Source organism: Micromonospora sp. NPDC050980, from assembly GCF_040653835.1.
Lineage (GTDB): Bacteria > Actinomycetota > Actinomycetes > Mycobacteriales > Micromonosporaceae > Micromonospora.
Map to the genome: position 1 here is coordinate 135,664 of NZ_JBFAGS010000003.1, position 18,404 is coordinate 154,067.

The 18,404-nt window shown below is 75.2% G+C and carries 19 protein-coding genes and 1 pseudogene; 10 read left to right on the forward strand and 10 right to left on the reverse strand.

Annotated elements, in window-relative coordinates; all coding sequences use genetic code 11:
- Window positions 1–123 precede the first annotated feature (123 nt).
- Window positions 124–315: a 50S ribosomal protein L28 gene (gene rpmB / locus AB0H28_RS07025; RefSeq protein WP_046569512.1), complete on the forward strand. Its 192-nt coding sequence runs from the start codon at window positions 124–126 to the stop codon at window positions 313–315.
- Window positions 316–501: 186 nt separating this feature from the next.
- Window positions 502–1,758, forward strand: coding sequence for an ATP-grasp domain-containing protein (locus AB0H28_RS07030; protein ID WP_358035436.1), 1,257 nt, complete (start codon window positions 502–504; stop codon window positions 1,756–1,758).
- 3 nt (window positions 1,759–1,761) lie between these two features.
- On the opposite strand, the gene AB0H28_RS07035 is transcribed toward AB0H28_RS07030, so the two are convergent.
- Together AB0H28_RS07035 and AB0H28_RS07040 are read right to left on the reverse strand one after the other, a co-directional pair.
- Window positions 1,762–2,229, reverse strand: a complete 468-nt coding sequence (locus AB0H28_RS07035) for a GNAT family N-acetyltransferase (protein WP_358035438.1) — start codon at window positions 2,227–2,229, stop codon at window positions 1,762–1,764.
- A 76-nt stretch (window positions 2,230–2,305) separates the two neighbouring features.
- A complete protein-coding gene (locus tag AB0H28_RS07040) occupies window positions 2,306–3,244 on the reverse strand; it encodes a thiamine-phosphate kinase (RefSeq protein WP_358035441.1) in 939 nt (312 codons plus the stop codon).
- Window positions 3,245–3,412: 168 nt separating this feature from the next.
- Between AB0H28_RS07040 and AB0H28_RS07045 the strand changes: the two genes are divergently transcribed.
- Window positions 3,413–3,646 (forward strand): Lrp/AsnC ligand binding domain-containing protein, encoded by a 234-nt coding sequence (locus tag AB0H28_RS07045; protein ID WP_013284547.1) that lies wholly within the window; start codon window positions 3,413–3,415, stop codon window positions 3,644–3,646.
- Window positions 3,647–4,282, forward strand: a complete 636-nt coding sequence (locus AB0H28_RS07050; protein WP_358035443.1) for a DUF3515 family protein — start codon at window positions 3,647–3,649, stop codon at window positions 4,280–4,282. It abuts the gene before it with no gap.
- Between the two features lie 15 nt (window positions 4,283–4,297).
- Here the strand turns inward: AB0H28_RS07050 and AB0H28_RS07055 are convergent, their stop codons facing one another.
- Window positions 4,298–5,401: a D-alanine--D-alanine ligase family protein gene (locus tag AB0H28_RS07055; protein ID WP_358035446.1), complete on the reverse strand. Its 1,104-nt coding sequence runs from the start codon at window positions 5,399–5,401 to the stop codon at window positions 4,298–4,300.
- Between the two features lie 249 nt (window positions 5,402–5,650).
- The gene (locus AB0H28_RS07060) at window positions 5,651–5,875 is read right to left on the reverse strand and encodes a hypothetical protein (RefSeq protein ID WP_358035942.1); all 225 of its coding nucleotides are present in this window, start codon (window positions 5,873–5,875) and stop codon (window positions 5,651–5,653) included.
- A 274-nt stretch (window positions 5,876–6,149) separates the two neighbouring features.
- Here AB0H28_RS07060 and AB0H28_RS07065 point away from each other — a divergent pair, with 274 nt between their 5' ends.
- Window positions 6,150–6,995, forward strand: a complete 846-nt coding sequence (locus tag AB0H28_RS07065; RefSeq protein WP_358035448.1) for a helix-turn-helix transcriptional regulator — start codon at window positions 6,150–6,152, stop codon at window positions 6,993–6,995.
- Window positions 6,996–6,999: 4 nt separating this feature from the next.
- A complete protein-coding gene (locus AB0H28_RS07070; RefSeq protein ID WP_358035451.1) occupies window positions 7,000–7,200 on the forward strand; it encodes a DUF397 domain-containing protein in 201 nt (66 codons plus the stop codon).
- A 43-nt stretch (window positions 7,201–7,243) separates the two neighbouring features.
- Here the strand turns inward: AB0H28_RS07070 and AB0H28_RS07075 are convergent, their stop codons facing one another.
- The 5 genes from AB0H28_RS07075 to AB0H28_RS07095 all read right to left on the reverse strand — a co-directional run bounded on the left by AB0H28_RS07075 (window position 7,244) and on the right by AB0H28_RS07095 (window position 12,182).
- Entirely contained in the window at window positions 7,244–8,278 is a 1,035-nt protein-coding gene (locus AB0H28_RS07075; protein ID WP_358035454.1) for an ROK family protein, read from the reverse strand.
- A 66-nt stretch (window positions 8,279–8,344) separates the two neighbouring features.
- On the reverse strand, window positions 8,345–9,136 hold the full coding sequence (locus AB0H28_RS07080) for a putative protein N(5)-glutamine methyltransferase (protein ID WP_358035457.1): 792 nt from the start codon (window positions 9,134–9,136) through the stop codon (window positions 8,345–8,347).
- A 171-nt stretch (window positions 9,137–9,307) separates the two neighbouring features.
- Window positions 9,308–10,462: a cystathionine gamma-lyase gene (locus AB0H28_RS07085; protein ID WP_358035460.1), complete on the reverse strand. Its 1,155-nt coding sequence runs from the start codon at window positions 10,460–10,462 to the stop codon at window positions 9,308–9,310.
- Window positions 10,459–11,466, reverse strand: coding sequence for an NAD(P)H-dependent glycerol-3-phosphate dehydrogenase (locus tag AB0H28_RS07090; protein ID WP_358035462.1), 1,008 nt, complete (start codon window positions 11,464–11,466; stop codon window positions 10,459–10,461). The genes AB0H28_RS07085 and AB0H28_RS07090 overlap by 4 nt, the downstream gene beginning before the upstream one ends.
- Window positions 11,463–12,182, reverse strand: a complete 720-nt coding sequence (locus tag AB0H28_RS07095; RefSeq protein WP_358035465.1) for a lysophospholipid acyltransferase family protein — start codon at window positions 12,180–12,182, stop codon at window positions 11,463–11,465. The genes AB0H28_RS07090 and AB0H28_RS07095 overlap by 4 nt, the downstream gene beginning before the upstream one ends.
- Window positions 12,183–12,278: 96 nt before the next feature.
- On the opposite strand from AB0H28_RS07095, the pseudogene cofC reads away from it, so the two are divergent.
- The 4 genes and pseudogenes from cofC to AB0H28_RS07115 all read left to right on the forward strand — a co-directional run.
- A pseudogene (gene cofC / locus AB0H28_RS07100) lies at window positions 12,279–12,890 on the forward strand (2-phospho-L-lactate guanylyltransferase); the annotation flags it as partial.
- A gap of 36 nt (window positions 12,891–12,926) precedes the next feature.
- Window positions 12,927–13,124, forward strand: a complete 198-nt coding sequence (locus AB0H28_RS07105; protein WP_358035944.1) for a cold-shock protein — start codon at window positions 12,927–12,929, stop codon at window positions 13,122–13,124.
- 216 nt (window positions 13,125–13,340) lie between these two features.
- Window positions 13,341–15,485 carry an RNA degradosome polyphosphate kinase gene (locus AB0H28_RS07110; protein ID WP_358035946.1) on the forward strand — a complete coding sequence of 715 codons (2,145 nt, stop codon included), beginning with the start codon at window positions 13,341–13,343 and terminating at the stop codon, window positions 15,483–15,485.
- Window positions 15,486–15,525: 40 nt separating this feature from the next.
- Window positions 15,526–16,404: an NUDIX hydrolase gene (locus tag AB0H28_RS07115; protein ID WP_358035468.1), complete on the forward strand. Its 879-nt coding sequence runs from the start codon at window positions 15,526–15,528 to the stop codon at window positions 16,402–16,404.
- A gap of 60 nt (window positions 16,405–16,464) precedes the next feature.
- Here the strand turns inward: AB0H28_RS07115 and AB0H28_RS07120 are convergent, their stop codons facing one another.
- On the reverse strand, window positions 16,465–18,330 hold the full coding sequence (locus tag AB0H28_RS07120) for an endonuclease/exonuclease/phosphatase family protein (protein WP_358035471.1): 1,866 nt from the start codon (window positions 18,328–18,330) through the stop codon (window positions 16,465–16,467).
- Window positions 18,331–18,404 lie beyond the last annotated feature (74 nt).

Consider the following 18,404-nt stretch of genomic DNA (forward strand, 5'->3'; position numbering starts at 1 on the left):
TGCGCCGGGCGGCCCCGGCCGAGGGCCGGTTGGGCGTACGGACCGGCATCGGGTAACCTGACCAGGTTGCCCGGGCTGCGCCTGGCGGCGACCTCATGAACGTTTCAATCCCAGGAGTATCCCGTGGCTAGCGTGTGCGACGTCTGTGGCAAGGGGCCGGGCTTCGGCCACAACGTGCCCTGGTCCAAGAAGAAGACCAACCGCCGCTGGAACCCGAACATCCAGTCGGTGCGTACCCCGGCCGGTGGCGGCACCACCAAGAAGCTTCAGGTCTGCACCTCGTGCATCAAGGCCGGCAAGGTCACCCGCGCCTGACGCGACAGCACCCCACCGGACATCGTCGGCAGCCGGCGGCCCCCGAGGGGGTCGCCGGCTTCTGCCGTCTCCACCGACCAGCGGCGACGGCTGACCGACCGTACGGCGACCCGCCGGCGCCCGCCGGTTAGGGTGCTGCTGCGCCGCCCGTCCGGTTCCGGCGCGAACCGTGGGGAGGAACGACCGGTGCACCTCGATCTGGGCCGCGAGCAACTGGTGATGGTCGGCGGGTCGTTCGGCTCGCTGCGCTGGTTCGACCAGGAGTTGCCGGCCGGCAGTGTGGTGCTGGTCGAGGAGCCGGACGTGATCCGCCGCCGCGACCTGGCCCGGTTCGCCGCCGAGCTGCCGCTGATCGGCCGCCTGGTGGCGGCGGAATACCAGACCGGCCTGGACGTCGACGACCTGCTCGCCCGGGAGCCCGGCCTGGCCGGCGCGCGGCTGGCCCTGCCCGGCCTGGAGTACGCGGTGGGCGCCACCGCCCGGCTGGCCGAGCGGCTCGGCCTGCCCGGCGCCGGGGTCGACGCCGCGGACGTCTTCTCCGACAAGCACCGGATGCGCCTGCTCGCCGACGGGATCGGCCTGGCCAACCCCGCCTACGAGCTGGTCGACGACCCGGACCGGGCGGTCGCGTTCGCCCGCGCGCACGGCGGCCGGTGCGTGCTCAAGCCCACCCGCCGCTCGGGCAGCCTGGGCGTGCAGCTCATCACCGACCCGGCCGAGCTGCCGGCCCGCTGGGCGGCCAGCGCCACCCCGCCCGAGCCGGCCGAGGCCACCGAGCGGGGCCTGCCCACCGGCGTGCTGGTCGAGGAGCTGCTGGTCGGTTCGGAGCACAGTGTGGAGCTGCTGGTCGCCGACGGCGACGTGCTCTTCGCCAACGTCACCGACAAGCGGGTCGCCGGCGGCCGGTACCCGGTGGAGACCGGGCACACCGTGCCGTCCGCGCTGCCCCCGGCCGCGCACGACGCGCTGCGGTCCTCGGCGACCCGCCTCGCCGAGGCGGCCGGCTTCCGCAGCGGCATGCTGCACAGCGAGTGGATCCTCATCGAGGGCGTGCCGACGCTCGTCGAGTGCGCGGCCCGGATGCCCGGCGACATGATCACCGCGCTCATCTCGATCGCCTACGAGCGGGACGTCATCGAGGCGTACCTGCGGGTGCTGTGCGGCGAACGGCCGGCGCTGCCGCGGCGGCCGACCGGCGCGGCGGCGATCGAGTTCCTCATCGCCCCGCCCGGCCGGGTCACCGCGGTGGACGGCCGGCGGGCCGCGCTGCGGGTGCCCGGCGTGCTCGACGTGCAGGTCGAGACGAAGGTCGGGCAGACCGTGCCCGAGCTGCTCTCCTCGGCGCACCGCAGCGGGCACCTGATGGCCTGGGGCGCCACCCCGGACGAGGCGGCGGTCGCGGCCCGCCGCGCCGCCGGGGAGATCCGCATCACCGTCGGCTGACGGTCAGAGCGTGCGGCCGAACGACAGGCAGCCCGGCTCGTCCTGGTAGTAGCCGAAGTTCGGGATCCGCTCGTAGCCGGACGACGTGTACATGGCGATCGCCTCGGGCTGCCGGTCGCCGCACTCCAGCACGATCCGCTTGCGGCCCGCGTCGCGGGCGGACCGCTCGATCGCGGCGAGCACCGACCGGGCCACGCCCCGCCCCCGGGCGGCGGGCGCGGTGTACATCCGCTTCAGCTCGGCCGTGTCGCCGTCCTCGCCGTGGCTGCGCCAGCCGCCGCAGCCCACCGGCTGCCCGGCCAGGTAGGCGACCAGGAAGGCGCCGGCCGGCGGGACGAACTCGGCGGCGTCGACGGGCGTCTCGTCGCCGCTGCCGCCGTACCGCGCGCCCAGGTCGGCCAGCGCCGCCCGGATCAACGCCTGCGACTCCGGCGCGTCGAAGCGCCGCGGGAGGATCTCGATCTCGCTCACCGTGCCAGATTACGACCGCCCCCGGCGCCGGCTCCGCCCGCGCCGCCGAGGACGGACGCAGATCACGGCGGCCCGGCTAGCGGAAGTGGTCCCAGCCGCGCGGGCCGGCGTAGTCGGCGCCGTCGACGGTGACCCCGGCGCCGTCGGTCACCCGACCGACCGGCCGCCAGCCGTCCGGCAGCGCCGCGCCCGCCGGGAACGTCGCCGCCAGGGCGTGGTCGTCGCCACCGGCCAGGATCCAGGAGTAGGGGTCGACGCCGAGCGCCTGTGCCGCGTCGCGCATCTGCCGGGGCACCTCGAACCCGTCCCGGCTCAGGTCGATCGCCACCCCGCTGGCCGCCGCCACGTGCCCGAGGTCGGCGAGCAGCCCGTCCGACACGTCGATCATGGCGGTGGCGCCGGCCGCCGCCGCCGCCGGCCCGGCGGCATACGGCACCTCGGGCCGGCGGAACGCCTCGACCAGCAGGCGGGGCGTGCGGAAGCCGCGGGACAGCACGGTGAAGCCGGCCGCCGCCCAGCCGGTCCGCCCGGCGAGCGCCACCTGGTCGCCCGGCCGGGCCCCGGAGCGGACCACCGGCGCCCGGCCGGCCAGGTCACCGAGCGCGGTCACCGCGACGGTGAGCGTCGGGCTGGCCGACATGTCCCCGCCGACCACGCTCGCGCCGACCAGCGCGGCCTCCGCGCCCAGCCCGTCGGCCAGTTCCTCGGCCCAGGCCGGGTCCAGCTCGGCCGGCAGGCAGAGCGCGACCAGCAGCGCGGTCGGGGTGGCGCCCATGGCGGCGACGTCGGCCAGGTTGGCCGCCGCCGCCCGGTGCCCCACGTCCCGCGCCGACGACCAGTCCCGGCGGAAGTGCCGCCCCTCGACCAGCACGTCGGTGGAGGCGACCACCCGCCGGTCCGGCGCCGCCACCAGCGCCGCGTCGTCGCCGGGGCCGAGCAGGCAGCTCTCCCCGTACGACAGCCGGGCGGTCACCCGGTCGATCAGCCCGAACTCCCCGACACCCGCGACCGTCATGCCGTCCCCTCGTCCCGCTCCGTCGTCCCGCACGTTGCCATCCCTGTCCCCGTACCGGCGTGTGCTCGCTCACCCCGTCCACCAGGCGACCGATAGGGATCAGCCCCGCTCGGTGCGGTAGTTTCACCCTTCGGGCCGCCCCTGGCGGCGACGGACGGAGGTCGAGTCGTGGTACAGGCGTACATCCTCATCCAGACCGAGGTCGGTCGGGCGCGTGACGTGGCCGGTCTGATCGCGGACCTTGCCGGCGTGGTTCGGGTCGACGCGGTCACCGGGCCCTACGACGTGGTCGTGCTCACCGAGGCGAACACGGTCGACGAGCTGGGCAAACTCATTGTCAGCAAGGTGCAGATGGTGCCCGGCATCACCCGCACCCTCACGTGTTCGGTGGTGCGGCTGTAAGTGGAAGAGACGGAGACCACCCCCCGCCGGGACCCCGGCACCCGCCGGGCCGCCCTCTGGGCGACGTTGGTGGCGGTGCCGGTGACCGTGGCGGTGGCCGGCTTCACGTTCGCCAAGCTGGCGCCCGAGTCGCCGGAGGCCACGCCGAGCGCCTCGGCCAGTCCCCGGCCCCAGTCGAGCGCGCCGGTCGAGCTGCCCGCCCCGGCGCTGGCCCAGCGCCCGGCCGTGCTCTGCCGCGCGCTGGTGTCGCAACTGCCCGACAGCGTGCGTGACCTGCGGCAGCGTCCGGTGACCGCGGGCCCGGAGCAGAACGCCGCCTTCGGCGATCCGGCGCTCACCGTGGCCTGCGGCGGCGACGCGCCGGTCAAGCCCTGCCCGTCACCCGCGGCCGGCGGCGACCTGCCCGCCGGATGCTTCCCGGACACCGACGAGGTGTGGACCGTCAACAAGGTCTGCTGGCACCCGGTGCAGGAGGCCGACGCCACGGTGCTGACCGCCGTCGACCGGGAGACCCCGATCCAGGTGCGGGTGCCGAAGACCTACGAGCAGCCGTTGCAGTGGGTTGCCCCGATCTCCGACGCGATCGTCAGCGCGGTCCCCTCGGCGAAGCAGGCTCCCTCGGGCTGCTCCGGCTGACCGGGGCGTCGGCCGTCAGCGGCCGGCGCGGCGGTGCAGGGCGGTGCGGATCAGGCGGTTGACCAGCTTCGGATATTCCAGCCCGCTGGCCGCCCACATGCGCGGGAACATCGACGTCGGGGTGAAGCCCGGCATGGTGTTGATCTCGTTGAGATAGACCTCCAGCTCCGGGGTGACGAAGAAGTCGACCCGGGCCAGGCCGGAGCAGTCCAGCGCGGTGAAGGCGCGGGTGGCGTAGTCGCGCACCTGCCGGGTGACCGCGTCGGGCAGGCCGGCCGGGACGTCGTACTCGCAGACCTCGTCGGCGAAGATGTACTTGGCCTCGAAGTCGTACCAGTCGCGGTCGCCGATCATCCGCACCTCGGCGAGCACGGACGCCTCGGGCGCACCACCGGCCTCGCCCTCCAGCACGCCGCACTCGATCTCGCGCCCCACCACCGCGCCCTCGACCAGCACCTTGCTGTCGATCTCTCGCGCGGTGGCCAGGGCGGCGTCCAGTCGCTCCCAGTCGTCGACCTTGGTGATGCCGAACGAGGAGCCGGCCCGCGACGGCTTGACGAAGACGGGCAGCCCGAGGCGCTCCTTGTCCTCGTCGCTCAGCGACATCCCGGCGCGCAGCACCGCGTACGGGCCCACCGGGATGCCCTCGGCCGCGCAGAGCTTCTTGGTGAACTCCTTGTCCATCGCGGCGGCGGAGGCGAACACGTTCGCCCCGACGTAGGGGATGTCGGCCATCTCCAGCATGCCCTGGATGGTGCCGTCCTCGCCGTATGCGCCGTGCAGCACCGGGAAGACCACGTCGACGTCGGCCAGCGCCACCGGGCCCTGGGCCGGGTCGAGCACCATCAGGCCACCGGCGGCCGGGTCGGCGCGCAGCACCAGCTCGGTGCCGGAGCCGGCGGTGATCTCGGGCAACCGGCGGTCGGCGATGGCGAGCCGCGTCGGGTCGCCGTCGGCGAGCACCCACTGGCCCTGCCGGGTGATGCCGACCGGGACGACCTCGAACTCGTCCGGGTCGAGGGCGGCCAGCACGCTGCCGGCGCTGACGCAGGAGATGCCGTGCTCGGGGCTGCGGCCGCCGAAGACGATCGCCACACGGGTCTTGCCTGGGGTGGTCATGGTCACCTCATCGTTCGCGGCTGCGGCTGGCCGTGCTCGCCGGTGGCGCTCACCCGGTTGACCTTACTGTGCGTTGTCGGCAGCGGCGGCCGATACCCGGGGAAAGCGGAGCCGGGTGGCAACCGGTCAAGGCGACCTGTACGGGGAGTAACGACGCGGCGGCCCGGGCGGCCGGTGGCGGGACCTGCCACCGGCCGCCCGGCTCCCCGACCCCGGTCGCCGCGTGCACGGGGTCGGGCCCGGTGTGGTTCAGGGGGCCGGGTGACGGGGTCGACGGCCGACCGCGATGACCTTGACCCGCTGGCGACCGGCGCGGACCATGCCCAGCGCCATGAACGCGTTGGCGATCCGGTCGGCGGCCTCCCGGCTGCTCGCGCCGACGACCTGCCGGCGGCGCTCCGGGGTGGTGCGTTCGTCGCGCTCGTGGCCGTCGGCCGGTCGCACGTCGGTGAGGACCACGAGGTAGCGGGTCATGCGGCCACCCGCGTCGCCGGGGCGGTTGACCGTCGTCGTCATCGCGATCCCCTCCCCGTCTGGCGGCCCGGAACGGGCACGCGACGATCGGGTCGTGGGGGAGTAAAACCCGATCGTCGCGCGCCCCATCCCCTCCGGTCACTCACCACCACCGTCGCCACGACAACCGGTGGTGAGGACGCCGTCACAGATTGACAGGTGGACAGGCATGAATGCAACTCTCACGGATGTTCTCTCATGCCCACTTTCCCAGCGGATGTGCGACCATCGATGCATGGCGCCGAAGACCGCCCGGGCCCGACGGCTCGGCATCGCCCTGCGTACCTACCGGGAGGCCGCCGGCCTCACCCTGGAGACCGCGGCCGACGAGATCAACAGCACCCGGAGCACGTTGTCCCGCTACGAGAACGCCCAGACGCTGGTCAGCCCGGCCACCGTACGCGCGCTGCTCACCAGCTACGGCGTGGGACCCGACGAGATCGCCGCGGCGGTGCAACTGGCCCGGGACGCCCGCAAGCCCGGGTGGTGGGTGTCCTACTCCTACCTGCTCGACCGCCGCACCATCGACTTCATCGCGCTGGAGGCCGAGGCCACCGGCATCGCCAACTTCGAGCCGTCGGTGGTGCCGGGCCTGCTCCAGACCGCCGACTACATCCGCGGGGTGATGCGCGGCGGCCCGCACACGCTCAGCGACGAGCAGGTCGAACAACGCGTCCAGCTCCGGCTGGACCGCCAGCAACGCGTCACCGGGGAGGACCCGCCGATCCTCGACGCCATCATCGACGAGGGCGCGCTGCTGCGCCCGGTCGGCGGCCCCCCGGTGATGGCCGACCAACTCCACCACCTGCTCAAGATGGCCGAGCTGCCGAACATCACCGTGCAGGTGATCCCGCTCGCCGCCGGCTACCACCGGGGCACCCGGGGATCGCTGCACATCCTGGAGTTCGCCGACCCCGAGGACCCGATCATCGCCTCGGTGGAGACGGTCGCCGGTCAGATGGTCCTCGACCGGCCGGGCGACCTGCGCACCTGCACCAAGATCATGGAGCACCTGCGGACCGTGGCGCTGAGCCCGGCGGCCACTCGGGACCAGCTCCTTCGTCTGTTGAACGAGAGGTGACCACATGAACGGCACGAACCGGCCCCACCCGACGCCGACCGGCTGGCGCAAGAGCAGCCACAGCGGCGACGAGGGCGCCTGCGTGGAGATGGCGTCGCTGCCGGAGTCGGTCGCGGTACGCGACTCCAAGGACCCGACCGGCCCGGTGCTGGTGTTCCCGCCCGCCGCCTGGACCGCCTTCACCGCCGCACCCCCACGCGCCTGACGCCGGCGCGCGTTAACCGGGGGCCCCTGCTCTACCGAAGGCGTTAAGCGGGGGCCCCTCCTTTCACCGCCGCCAGGGCGGCGATGGCGACGCCCCGGGCACCGGCCATGTCCCGGTCGGGGACCAGCGCGAACGTGGCCACCGCACGCTGCTCCTCGCGGAGCACCGTGTGCTCGGCGACCGCGGCGAGGAACCAGTCGCGGAACTCCGGCGCGGCCTCCACCACGCCACCGCCGACGAAGTACGCGTGCGGGTCGGTGAAGTTTGCCGCGATGGTGAACAGCCGCCCCAGCGCCCGGGCCTGCTGGCCGAACACCCGGCGCGCCAGCGGATCGCCCCGTTCGCCGTACTCGCGCAGCAGCTTCGCGGCCCGCGCGGGCTCCTCCGCCGCCAGCGGGTGCTCCGGATGCCGGGACAACCAGTAGGGCAACAGGTTGCGCCGGATCGCGGTGAGCGACGCGACGCTCTCCGCGTCACCGGCGAAGCCGCAGGCGCAGACCGGCACCGGCTGGCCCGGCTCCAGCAACCCGTCCAGCGGGATGTGCACGTGCCCGAACTCGCCGGCCATGCCGGCCGCGCCGCCGACCACCCCACCGCGCTCCACCACACCCCCGCCCAGACCGGTGCCGACGATCGCGGACACCGACGAGCGGGCCGCCGCCTCCGCGCCGAAGTGCACGTGGTGGGCGTAGAGGGCAGCGGCGTTGCCGTCGTTGGCATAGACCACCGGCAGGCCGAGCCGCCGCTCCAGCCCGCCACGCACGTCGTAGCCGCGCCATGCCGGCTGGGCGAAGTTGGTCGAACCGCGCGAGGAGATCACCCCGGTGGCGCTGGCCGGGCCGGGGGTGTCCAGCCCGACCGCGCGCACCAGCTCGCGCGGCACCCTGGTGTGCGCCAGCACGCCGTCGAACGCGCGCGCGAGCGCCTCGATCGCCGCGTCCGGCCCGGCGCCGACCTCGCTCGGGATCTCCAGCAGCCCGTCCACCAGGAAGCGGCCGTCGACGGTCAGCACGGTGGCGTTGTCGCTCGTGCCGCCGTTGTCCAGCCCCACCACCACCGGCACTCCTGCGCTGCCCACCGCCACCGCCTCCCCGTCAGGTCTGACCTGAGGTTAGTTCTCGACGGGCCCACCCGCCACGCGACGTCAGCCGGGCCGGCGGGCGGTCACGGCGGTGGCCTCCCACTCGTCGTCGCGCACCACGCTCGGATCGAGCCCGGCGGCGGTCATCGCCGCGCACAGCGCCGGGGCCTGCTCGGCGCTCACCTCGACCGCGAGGTGCCCGCCCGGGGTCAACCACTCGGCCGCGCCGGCAACGACCCGGCGCAGCACCGCGAGCCCGTCCGCGCCCCCGTCCAACGCCACCGGGGCCTCGTGCAGCCGCGCCTCGGCCGGCAGCGTCGCCACCGCCCCGCTCGGCACGTACGGCGCGTTCGCCACCACCAGGTCCAGCCGGCCGCGCCGGCGGGCCGGCACCGGCTCGAACAGATCGCCCTGGTAGACCGGCACGCCCAGCGGGTCGAGGTTGCGCCGGGCGCAGGCCACCGCGACCGGGTCGACGTCGGCGGCGCCCAGCCACCGGGGCGCCAGCCGGTCGTGCAGCACCACCGCCGCGGCGCCGGAGCCGCAGCACAGGTCGAGCACCGCCGGCCTCGGCCCGGCGACCGCCGCCGCGGCGGCGACCAGCAGCGCGGTACGCGCGCGGGGCACGAACACGCCCGGCTGGACGGTGATCCGCCGCCCGCAGAACTCGGCCCAGCCGAGCAGGTGCTCCAGCGGGAGACCGGCGACGCGGCGGTCGGCCAGCCGGGTCAGCGCCTGCGCCGAGTCGGCGGCGGCGATCAGCAGCTCCGCCTCGTCCTCGGCGAAGACGCAGCCGGCGGCGCGCAGCCGGCGGACGAGGGCCGGACGGTCGGGAGTGAACACGGTGGGTGCCATGGCAAGCCTTTCGGGAACGCTCGTCGGCGCCCCCGGCGTCGCCTCAGCCCCGGGGCGACACGGACTCGGAGGGAGCGCCGGTCCTCTGCTGGTGGATCGGACTCACCTCCTCGGTGTCGGGGCCGCGCGGGCCGTGGCTGCCGTCACGATAACCGAACGGCCGGCCCGCCGTCAGCCCGCGACGGCAGCCGGCCCGTCGGCCAGCGGTCGGCGCTCGGCGGCGTCCAGCGCGGCGGCCACGTCGGCGAGCAGGTCGGCGGCGTCCTCGATGCCGCAGGAGAGCCGGACGAAACCAGGCGCGGTGTCGTCGCCCCACTGGGCCCGCCGGTCGGCCGTGGTGTGCAGCCCGCCGAACGAGGTGGCGGCGGCGACCAGGCGGGACGCGTCGAGGAAGCGGGCCACCCGGCCGGCGTCGCCCAGGTCGAAGGAGAGCACCCCGGGCATCCGGCGCATCTGCGTCGACGCCACCGGGTACGCCGGGTCCGCCGGCCGACCCGGCCAGCGCAGGCCGGTGACGTCCGGCCGGCCGGCGAGCAGCCCGGCCAGCGCCTCGGCGTTGGCGCTCTGCCGGGCCAGCCGCAGGTCGACGGTGGCCAGCGAGCGGTGGGCCAGCCAGCAGTCGAACGCGCCGGGCACCCCGCCGGTGGTGGTCCGCCAGCCGGTCACCGCGTCGCGCAGCGCGTCGTCGCGCGTGGCCACGTAGCCGAGCAGCAGATCCGAGTGGCCGGTGAGCGCCTTCGTGCCGGAGGCGACCACCACGTCCGCGCCGAGGTCCAGCGGGCGCTGCCCGAGCGGCGTGGCGGTGGTGTTGTCCACCGCCAGCAGCGCCCCGGCGGCGTGCGCCGCGGCGGCCAGCGCCGGCACGTCGGCGACGTCGAGGCCGGGGTTCGCCGGCGTCTCCAGCAGCACCAGCCGGACCCCGTCGAAGGACGGGTACGGCCCGGCGGTCGGCGCCAGGGCGACGCGGACCCCGATCCGCTCCAGCGTGTCCGTGGCGAAGGCGCGCACCGGGAAGTAGCCGTCCGCGGGCAGCAACACGGTGTCACCGGGTCGCAGCAGCGTCAGCAGCAGCCCGGTGATGGCCGCCTGACCGCTGGCGAAGACCCGGCAGTCACCGCCCTCCAGCTCGCCGATCGCCGCTTCCAGGAGCCGGCGGGTGGGGTTGTCCGGCCGCCCGTAACCGTCCGGCGCCGCCGCCGGCCCGCGCCACGGGTCGAGGTGGTAGGGCGCGGCGAAGACCGGGCCGGGCAGGAACGGCTGCCCCGGTGCCGGCTCCGGCAGGCCGGCGCGCACGCTGCGGGTGCCGTCGCCCCAGTCGGCGCTCACTCGTAGGACTCCGGCTTGGCGGTGCGGCTCATCAGCGCGTCCACGGCCAGGCGGGGGTCCATGCCCTCGTGGCAGATCCGCTCGATCTGCTCGGTGATCGGCATCTCCACCCCGTGCGCCCGGGCCAGGTCCCGGATGGCCAGGCAGCTCTTCACGCCCTCGGCGGTCTGCCGGGTGGCCGTCTGGGCCTGCTCCAGCGTCTCCCCCCGACCCAGGTGTTCGCCGAACGTGCGGTTGCGGGCCAGCGGTGAGGAGCAGGAGGCGACCAGGTCGCCCATGCCGGCCAGCCCGGCGAACGTGATCGGGTCGGCGCCCAGCGCCACGCCGAGGCGGGCGGTCTCGGCCAGGCCCCGGGTCATCAGCATGGCCCGGGTGTTGTCGCCGAAGCCCATCGCGGTGGCGATGCCGTACGACAGCGCGATCACGTTCTTCACCGCGCCGCCCAGCTCGCAGCCGATCACGTCGTCGTTGGTGTACGGGCGGAAGTAGGGCGTCCGGATCGACGCCTGCACCAGCGCCGTGCGCCGGCTGTCGGTGCCGGCGACCACGGTGGCGGCCGGCTGCTCGGCGGCGATCTCCGGGGCCAGGTTGGGCCCGGAGACCACGACCACCCGGTCGGCCGGCACCCCGGCCGTCTCCATGATCACCTGGCTCATCCGCTTGGTGGTGCCCAGCTCGATGCCCTTCATCAGGGACACCAGGGTGGCGTCGGGGGCCAGGTGCGGCGTCCAGTCGGCGAGGTTGCCGCGCAACGTCTGCGAGGGCACCGAGAGCACCACCACCTCGGCGCCCCCGATCGCCTCGGCGGCGTCGCCGGTGGCGGTGACCCGCTCGGGCAGGCGCACGCCCGGCAGGTACTCCGGGTTGTGTCGTCCGTCCCGGATCGCCGCGGCCACGGCGGGCCGGCGGGCCAGGACGGTCACGTCCCGGCCGGCGTCGGCGAGGATCTTGGCGAACGCGGTCCCCCACGACCCGGCCCCCAGCACCGCCACGTGCCCGCTCATTCGGCGGCCTCCGGCGTGCGGGCCGGCCGCTGCCACAGCGGCGGTGGCGTGCCGCCGCGGATCTCGCCGACCAGATCCCGGATCCGCAGCATGATGGTGTCCGTCATCTCCTCCAGGATGGTCCGGGTCGGCGTGGCGCCGGCCCACCGGCTGAGGTCCACCGGCGGCCCGGCGACCACCGTCACCGGGGTACGCGGGCGCAGCCCGATCCGGGCGGTGCGCGGGTCGAACATCCGCTCCGGACCGATCATCGCCACCGGGATCACCGGCGCGCCGGTGGCCAGCGCCAGCCGGGCCGCGCCGGTCTTGCCCTTCATCGGCCACAGCTCCGGCTGCCGGGTGGTGGTGCCCTCCGGATAGATCACCACCGCGCCTCCCTCGTCCAGCGCGGCGACCAGCTTGTCCAGCGACTTGACCGCCTCGACGCTGCCCCGCTCGACCGGGATCTGCCTGCACCGGTGCAGGATCCAGCCGATCACCGGCACCCGGAAGACGCTTGCCTTGCCGAGGAACTGCGGCCAGCGCCCCGCGTCGTAGATGAAGTGCGCGGAGACCAGCGGGTCGGCGTGCGAGATGTGGTTGGGCACGATGATGATGCCGCCGTCGCGCCGCAGGTGTTCCATGCCCCGCCAGGTGCGCCGGGTCCAGACGGTCAACACCGGCTTCACCAGCACCACGGCGAACCGTTGCCAGAATCCCAGCCTCCGCGGTGCCACTGTGCCTCCTCGTTCCGCCCCACGCGCCCCGGGAGAGAATCATGCCTGCTCGCCCCCGCTCCGGCCAGTGCGGGTACCGCCGCCCGCGCTGGCAGGATGGTCGGTGTGCCTGAGCCCTGCTGGACCGTGGTGATGCCGGTGAAGCGACTCGGGGCGGCCAAGAGCCGCCTGCGGGGCGCGCTGCCCGGCGTACCCCACGAGGAGCTGGCGCTGGCCCTGGCGGCCGACACGGTCCGCGCGGCGCTGGCCTGCCCGGCGGTCGGCCGGTTGCTGGTGGTCACCGACGATCCCCGGGTGACGGCGACGGCGACCACGGCGGGCGCCGACGTCACGGCCGACCCGGCCGCCGGCCTCAACGCGGCGTTCCGGCACGGTGCGGCGGTGGCCGGGCCGGGCGCCGCGGTGGCCGGCGTCACCGCCGACCTGCCCGCGCTGCGTCCGGCCGAGCTGGCCGCGGCGTTGCGCGCGGCCGAGGGGGTACGCGGGTTCGTCGCCGACACCCCGGGCGGGGGCACGGTGCTGCTCGCCGCGCCGGCCGGGGTGCCGCTCGCGCCCCGCTTCGGGCCCGGCTCGGCCGACGCGCACGCGGCGAGCGGGGCGCTGCCACTGGCCGGCGACTGGCCCAGCCTGCGCCGGGACGTGGACACCGAGGCCGACCTGGCCGCCGCCGCCCGGCTGGGCGTGGGCCCGCGCACCGGCGCGCTGCTGGCCGCGACCGACGACCCGGTCCGGTACGGTGCTGACATGCAGGGCACGGTGGCCACCTACGACGCGTCGACCCGCAGCGGGGTGCTGCTGCTCGACGACGGCACCGAGCTGGCGTTCCCGGCCCGGGGGTTCGACGCCTCCGGGCTGCGGCTGCTGCGGCTCGGGCAGCGGGTGCGCGTCGATCGGGACGCCGCCGGCGAGGTCGTTCGGGTGACCTTGCCGACGATGGCCTGAACAACCTGGCCGGAGTTCATTTTCCGTTCACCCTCGGCAGGGAATCATGAGGTGGTGAGCACCCCTCGCGAGCACTCCGACGGTCCGCCGCCCCTCATCGACCCCGGCACGCCCCGCAACGGCCGCCCGACCCGCGGCCGGGACGGGCGCTTCCGCCCGACCCGGCCACCCGAGGAGCGCCTCGGCACCGACCCGAACGCGGCCGGCGCCAGCGGGCTGGACGAGCCCCTCGACCCGGTCGAGGGGCCGGGGCCGGTCACCGAGCCCGGCCCGGACGACGAGCCGCCGGCCACCGAGCCGCTGCCGGAGGACCGCTTCCTCAACCGGGAGCTGTCCTGGCTCGACTTCAACGCCCGGGTGCTGGCGCTCGCCGAGGACCCGCGCACGCCGCTGCTGGAACGGGCGAAGTTCCTGGCCATCTTCGCCGGCAACCTGGACGAGTTCTACATGGTGCGGGTGGCCGGGTTGAAGCGCCGGCTCTCCGCCGGCCTGCCGGTGCGCGGCGGCGACCGGCTGCCGCTGCGCACCCAGCTCGAACTGATCACCGAGAAGGCCGCCGACCTGGTCGCCCGGCACGCCGCCTGCTTCGTCGACGACGTGCTTCCCCGGCTCGCCGAGGAAGACGTGCGCATCCTGCGCTGGAGCGAGCTGGACGACGCCGAGCGGGAGCGGCTGCGCACCTGGTTCCGGGAGCACATCTTCCCGGTGCTGACCCCGCTCGCGGTCGACCCGGCGCACCCGTTCCCCTACATCTCCGGCCGGTCGTTGAACCTGGCCGTCGCGGTGCGCGACCCGGACGGCGGCTCCGAGTTGTTCGCCCGGGTCAAGGTGCCGAACAACGTGCCCCGGTTCGTCCGGGTCGCCCGCGACCGCCCCGGCGTCCGGTTCCTACCGGTGGAGGACCTCATCTCCGTGCACCTCGGGCAGCTCTTCTCCGGCATGCAGGTGGTCGAGTGCCACCTCTTCCGGGTCACCCGCAACGCCGAGGTGGAGGTCGACGAGGACCGCGACGAGGACCTGCTCCAGGCGCTGGAGCGGGAGCTGGCCCGACGCCGGTTCGGTCCCCCGGTGCGGCTGGAGGTGGCCGCGTCCATCTCCGACCACATGCTGGAGCTGCTCGTCCGCGAGCTGGACGTGGACGACCACGACGTGCTGCGGGTCCGTGGCCTGCTCGACCTCTCCGCGCTCTGGCAGGTCTACGGCGAGGCCGACCGCCCCGAGTTGAAGGACCGCCCGTTCGTGCCGGCCACGCACCCGCGCCTGACCGAGGGCGAGGTGCCCCGCAGCGTCTTCGCCACCCTGCGCGACGGCGACGTGCTGGTGCACCACCCCTACCACTCGTTCGCGACCAGCGTGCAACGCTTCGTCGAGCAGGCCGCCGCCGACCCGAACGTGCTCGCCATCAAGCAGACGCTCTACCGCACCAGCGGCGACTCCCCGATCGTCGACGCGCTCGTCGACGCCGCCGCCGCCGGCAAGCAGGTGGTGGTGCTGGTCGAGCTGAAGGCACGCTTCGACGAGGTGGCCAACATCGGTTGGGCGCGCACCCTGGAACGGGCCGGCTGCCACGTGGTCTACGGCCTGGTCGGCCTGAAGACGCACTGCAAGACCGCGCTCGTGGTGCGGCAGGAGGGCAACCAGATCCGGCGCTACTGCCACATCGGCACCGGCAACTACCACCCGAAGACGGCCCGGCTCTACGAGGACTTCGGCATGCTCACCGCCGACCCGGAGATCGGGGCCGACCTGACCGACCTGTTCAACGTGCTCACCGGCTACAGCCGGCAGACCGCCTTCCGGCGGTTGCTGGTCGCGCCGCAGGGCATCCGCAGCGGCCTGATCGAGCGGATCGACCGGGAGATCGAGCACGTCCGGCTGGGCATGCCCGGGTTGGTGCAGTTCAAGGTGAACGCGCTCGTCGACGAGGAGATCACCGACGCGCTCTACCGGGCCTCCCGGGCCGGCGTGCACGTCGACCTGCTGATCCGGGGCATGTGCATGCTGCGCCCGGGGGTGCCGGGGCTGTCGGAGAACATCCGGGTCCGGTCGATCCTCGGCCGGTTCCTGGAGCACTCCCGCATCTTCCGGTTCGGCAACAACGGCGACGCCGAGTTCTGGATGGGCTCGGCCGACCTGATGCACCGCAACCTGGACCGTCGGGTGGAGGCGCTGGTGCAGGTGAGCGACCCGGTGGCCCGGGCCGAGCTGGATCACGTGCTCGCCGCCGCGTTCGAGCCCGAGGTGGACGCGTTCGAGTTGGCCGCCGACGGCACCTGGCACCGGCGTGCCGGCGACGACGACACGCCGCTGACCCACCTCCAGGACCTGCTGTTGGGCCGGGTCGGCGGCCGGGCGGACTGAGCGGGCCGTGACGCGACGCGGGCGGGCATACGGTGAGCCGATGAGCGACGACGGGCCGGTGCGGATCCGGGCGGCGGGCGGGGTCGTCTGGCGCCCGGGCCCGGCCGGCGTCGAGGTCTGCCTGGTGCACCGCCCGCGCTACGGCGACTGGTCGCTGCCCAAGGGCAAGCTGGACGCCGGCGAGCACCCGCTGGTCGCCGCCGTCCGCGAGGTCGCCGAGGAGACCGACGTCCGGGCGGTGCCGCAGGTGCGCCTGCCCACGGTGCGCTACCGCAGCGAGGGCCACGCCAAGGCGGTCGACTGGTGGTCGATGCGGGCGGTCGGCAGCGGCGGCTTCCAGCCCGGCACCGAGGTCGACGAGGTGGCCTGGTTCCCGGTCGACGCGGCGGCCCGCCGGGTCAGCTATCCGCACGACGCCGAGGTGATCGGCACGTTCGCGGCGTTGCCGCCGGTCACCGCCACGGTGCTGCTGGTCCGGCACGCGCACGCCGGCAAGCGGGGCACCTGGACCGGTCCGGACACCGGCCGACCGCTGGACGCCGAGGGGCGGGCGCAGGCGCGGGCGCTGGCCCCGCTGGTGGCGGCGGTCCGCCCGGCGCGCCTGCTCTCCGCCTCGGCCCGCCGGTGCGTGCAGACGCTGGACCCGGCGGCGGCCCGGCTGGACCTGCCGATCGAGGTCTGCGGCGACCTGGACGAACCGAAGCCAGGCCAGCAGCCCGAGGAGTGCGTGCTCGCCGCCGCCGCGAGGCTGGCCGCGCTGGCCGCCGCCGAGCCGGTCGTGGTGTGCAGCCAGGGCAAGGTGATCCCGGGCGCGCTGGAACGGCTCACCGGCGGCCCCGGCGACTTCACCACCGCGAAGGGCGGCGGCTGGCTGCTCCCCTTCGCCGGCGCCCGCCTCCTCCCCCCCGACCGGTTGTAAGGCCGGGCCCCCGGTTAACGCCTGCGGGATAGGGACGGCCCCCGCCGACCGGCGGCGCGCTCAGGGCAGCGTCACGGTGAGGCGTACCGGGAGGTGGTCGCTGGCCTCGGTGCGCGGGGCGCGCACCTCGGCGGCGGTCAACCCGGGCGAGACGAAGACGTGGTCGATCTGGGTGCGCGGGTCGTCGGCCGGGCTGGTCCGCAGCGGCCGGGCCGCGGCCAGCGCGTCCACCAGGCCGGCGCTCGTGAACTCGGCGAACGCCGGGTCGTCCGGCTCGGTGTTCAGGTCGCCGCCGAGCACCAGCGGACGGCCGGCCGCATACCCGGTCGCGAACGCGGCGACCTCGCGGGCCTGCTCCACCGGGTCCCGCCCGGGCGGCGGTTGCAGGTGGGTGGCGACCACGGCCAGGTCCCGGCCGCCGAGGTCGAGCGTGACGCCGAGGGCCTGCGCGCCGGTCGGCGCGCCGTGCGCGGCGAGCGGCCGGCTGCGGCCGGACCGGGCCGGGAACCGGCTGAGCAGCGCGTCGCCCCAGACCGGGTCGGCGGCGGGCGCGAAGACGTACGGCATCCGCAGGCGGGCGGCCAGCAGGGCCAGGGTGTCGTGGCCGCCGTTGAGCCACCAGCCCCGGTCGACCTCGCTGAGCAGCACCACGTCCGACCCGCGCAGTTGCCGGGCCACCGCGTCCAGGTCCAGCCGGCCGTTCAGCCCGAAGCCCATCCGGATGTTGTAGGCGGTGACACGTACCGCCGCCGGCCGCCCGGCGGTCGCCGGTTCCGTCGGCGGGACGTGCGCCTGCAGGCCGAACCCGGTCAGCCCCGTCAGGCCGACGAGGAGCCAGCTCCGCACCGGATCGGACACCGTCGAAGCCGACCAGGTCGGCCCACTGGCCGCCACCAGAGCCACGAGGACGGCCGTGACGCTCGGCACCCAACCGTTGGGGTACCCGAGGTCGTAGGCGGCGTAGTAGACGATCGTGGCCGCCGCGAAGACCACCATCCCGACGACCGCCGCGCGACCGCGCCGCGTCGACGCCCGCCCGTCCACAGCGCCGCCGGCCGTGTCCGTCAGGGCCAGGCAGCCGCCGAGGCCGGCGGCGGTGACGAGGTACGCCGGCCAGAGCCGCCCGGCGGCGAACAGCACCGCCCCGGCGCACAACGCCACCGGCCAGACCACCCGGGCGAGGCGGGCCGGGGGCCGGTACAGCGCGCCCGCGAGGAACAACCCGACCGCGTACGCCGCCAGCAGCGTGCCGCCGGGGCGGGCGAGTCCGGGGAAGCCAGGCGTGCCGGTGCCGGCGGCGGCGCTCCAGATCGCCGGGGCGAGCGCGATCTGGTTGGCCAGCAACAGGGCCGGGCCGAACAGCAACCACGCCCGCTGCCCACCCGCCGGTGACGGAGCCGGACCGGTCGGTCGCTCGGGCCGGTTGGCTGCCGTGGCGGCCAGGAACGCCGCCACCAGGGCCGCGCTCAGGGTCCAGCCGAGCGTGCCACCACGCCAGATCAGGTCCTCGGTGCCGAGCAGCGCGTGCCCGACCGCGTTGCCGGCGAGGCCGAGGGCCAGTCCGGGAACCGGCCGGTCGACCGACGCCGCGGTGGCCGCGAGCCACACCAGGCCGGCCAGCAGCCCGGCACAGGCCAACCAGAGCTGGGCGGCGCCACCGGGTCCGGCGGTCAGCGCCAGCCGGGCGGCGGCGAGCACACCGGCCGCGGCGAGGCCGACCGGGCGAGCGCCGAGCCGGCGCACCAGCGTGGGCGCGGCCAGGGCGAGCACGAACCAGCCGAGCGCGAACGCGCCGAGCAGTTCGGCAGGTGTCTCGGCGGCGCGGCCGAAGAGGGTGATGACCGACGGGAGCCAGACCCGCAGGACGTCGAGCAGGACCGTGACGCCCAAGGCGAGCGTGAGGGTGCAGAGGTGACGGTGCCGCACGGGCGCCTCTTCTCGTGACCGACGGGGTTTCGGCACGGCGATTCTGCGGGCCGGCACGGCGGGCGGTCAACGCG

Excerpts from the sequence above, each read along its gene's own strand:
- AB0H28_RS07040 (WP_358035441.1), bottom strand. The coding sequence starts at position 3,244 with ATGACGGTCGCGGGTGTCGGGGAGTTCGGGCTGATCGACCGGGTGACC.
- AB0H28_RS07055 (WP_358035446.1), bottom strand. The coding sequence starts at position 5,401 with ATGACCACCCCAGGCAAGACCCGTGTGGCGATCGTCTTCGGCGGCCGC.
- AB0H28_RS07060 (WP_358035942.1), bottom strand. The coding sequence starts at position 5,875 with ATGACCCGCTACCTCGTGGTCCTCACCGACGTGCGACCGGCCGACGGC.
- AB0H28_RS07065 (WP_358035448.1), top strand. The coding sequence starts at position 6,150 with ATGGCGCCGAAGACCGCCCGGGCCCGACGGCTCGGCATCGCCCTGCGT.
- AB0H28_RS07070 (WP_358035451.1), top strand. The coding sequence starts at position 7,000 with ATGAACGGCACGAACCGGCCCCACCCGACGCCGACCGGCTGGCGCAAG.
- AB0H28_RS07080 (WP_358035457.1), bottom strand. The coding sequence starts at position 9,136 with ATGGCACCCACCGTGTTCACTCCCGACCGTCCGGCCCTCGTCCGCCGG.
- AB0H28_RS07090 (WP_358035462.1), bottom strand. The coding sequence starts at position 11,466 with ATGAGCGGGCACGTGGCGGTGCTGGGGGCCGGGTCGTGGGGGACCGCG.
- AB0H28_RS07105 (WP_358035944.1), top strand. The coding sequence starts at position 12,927 with ATGCAGGGCACGGTGGCCACCTACGACGCGTCGACCCGCAGCGGGGTG.
- AB0H28_RS07115 (WP_358035468.1), top strand. The coding sequence starts at position 15,526 with ATGAGCGACGACGGGCCGGTGCGGATCCGGGCGGCGGGCGGGGTCGTC.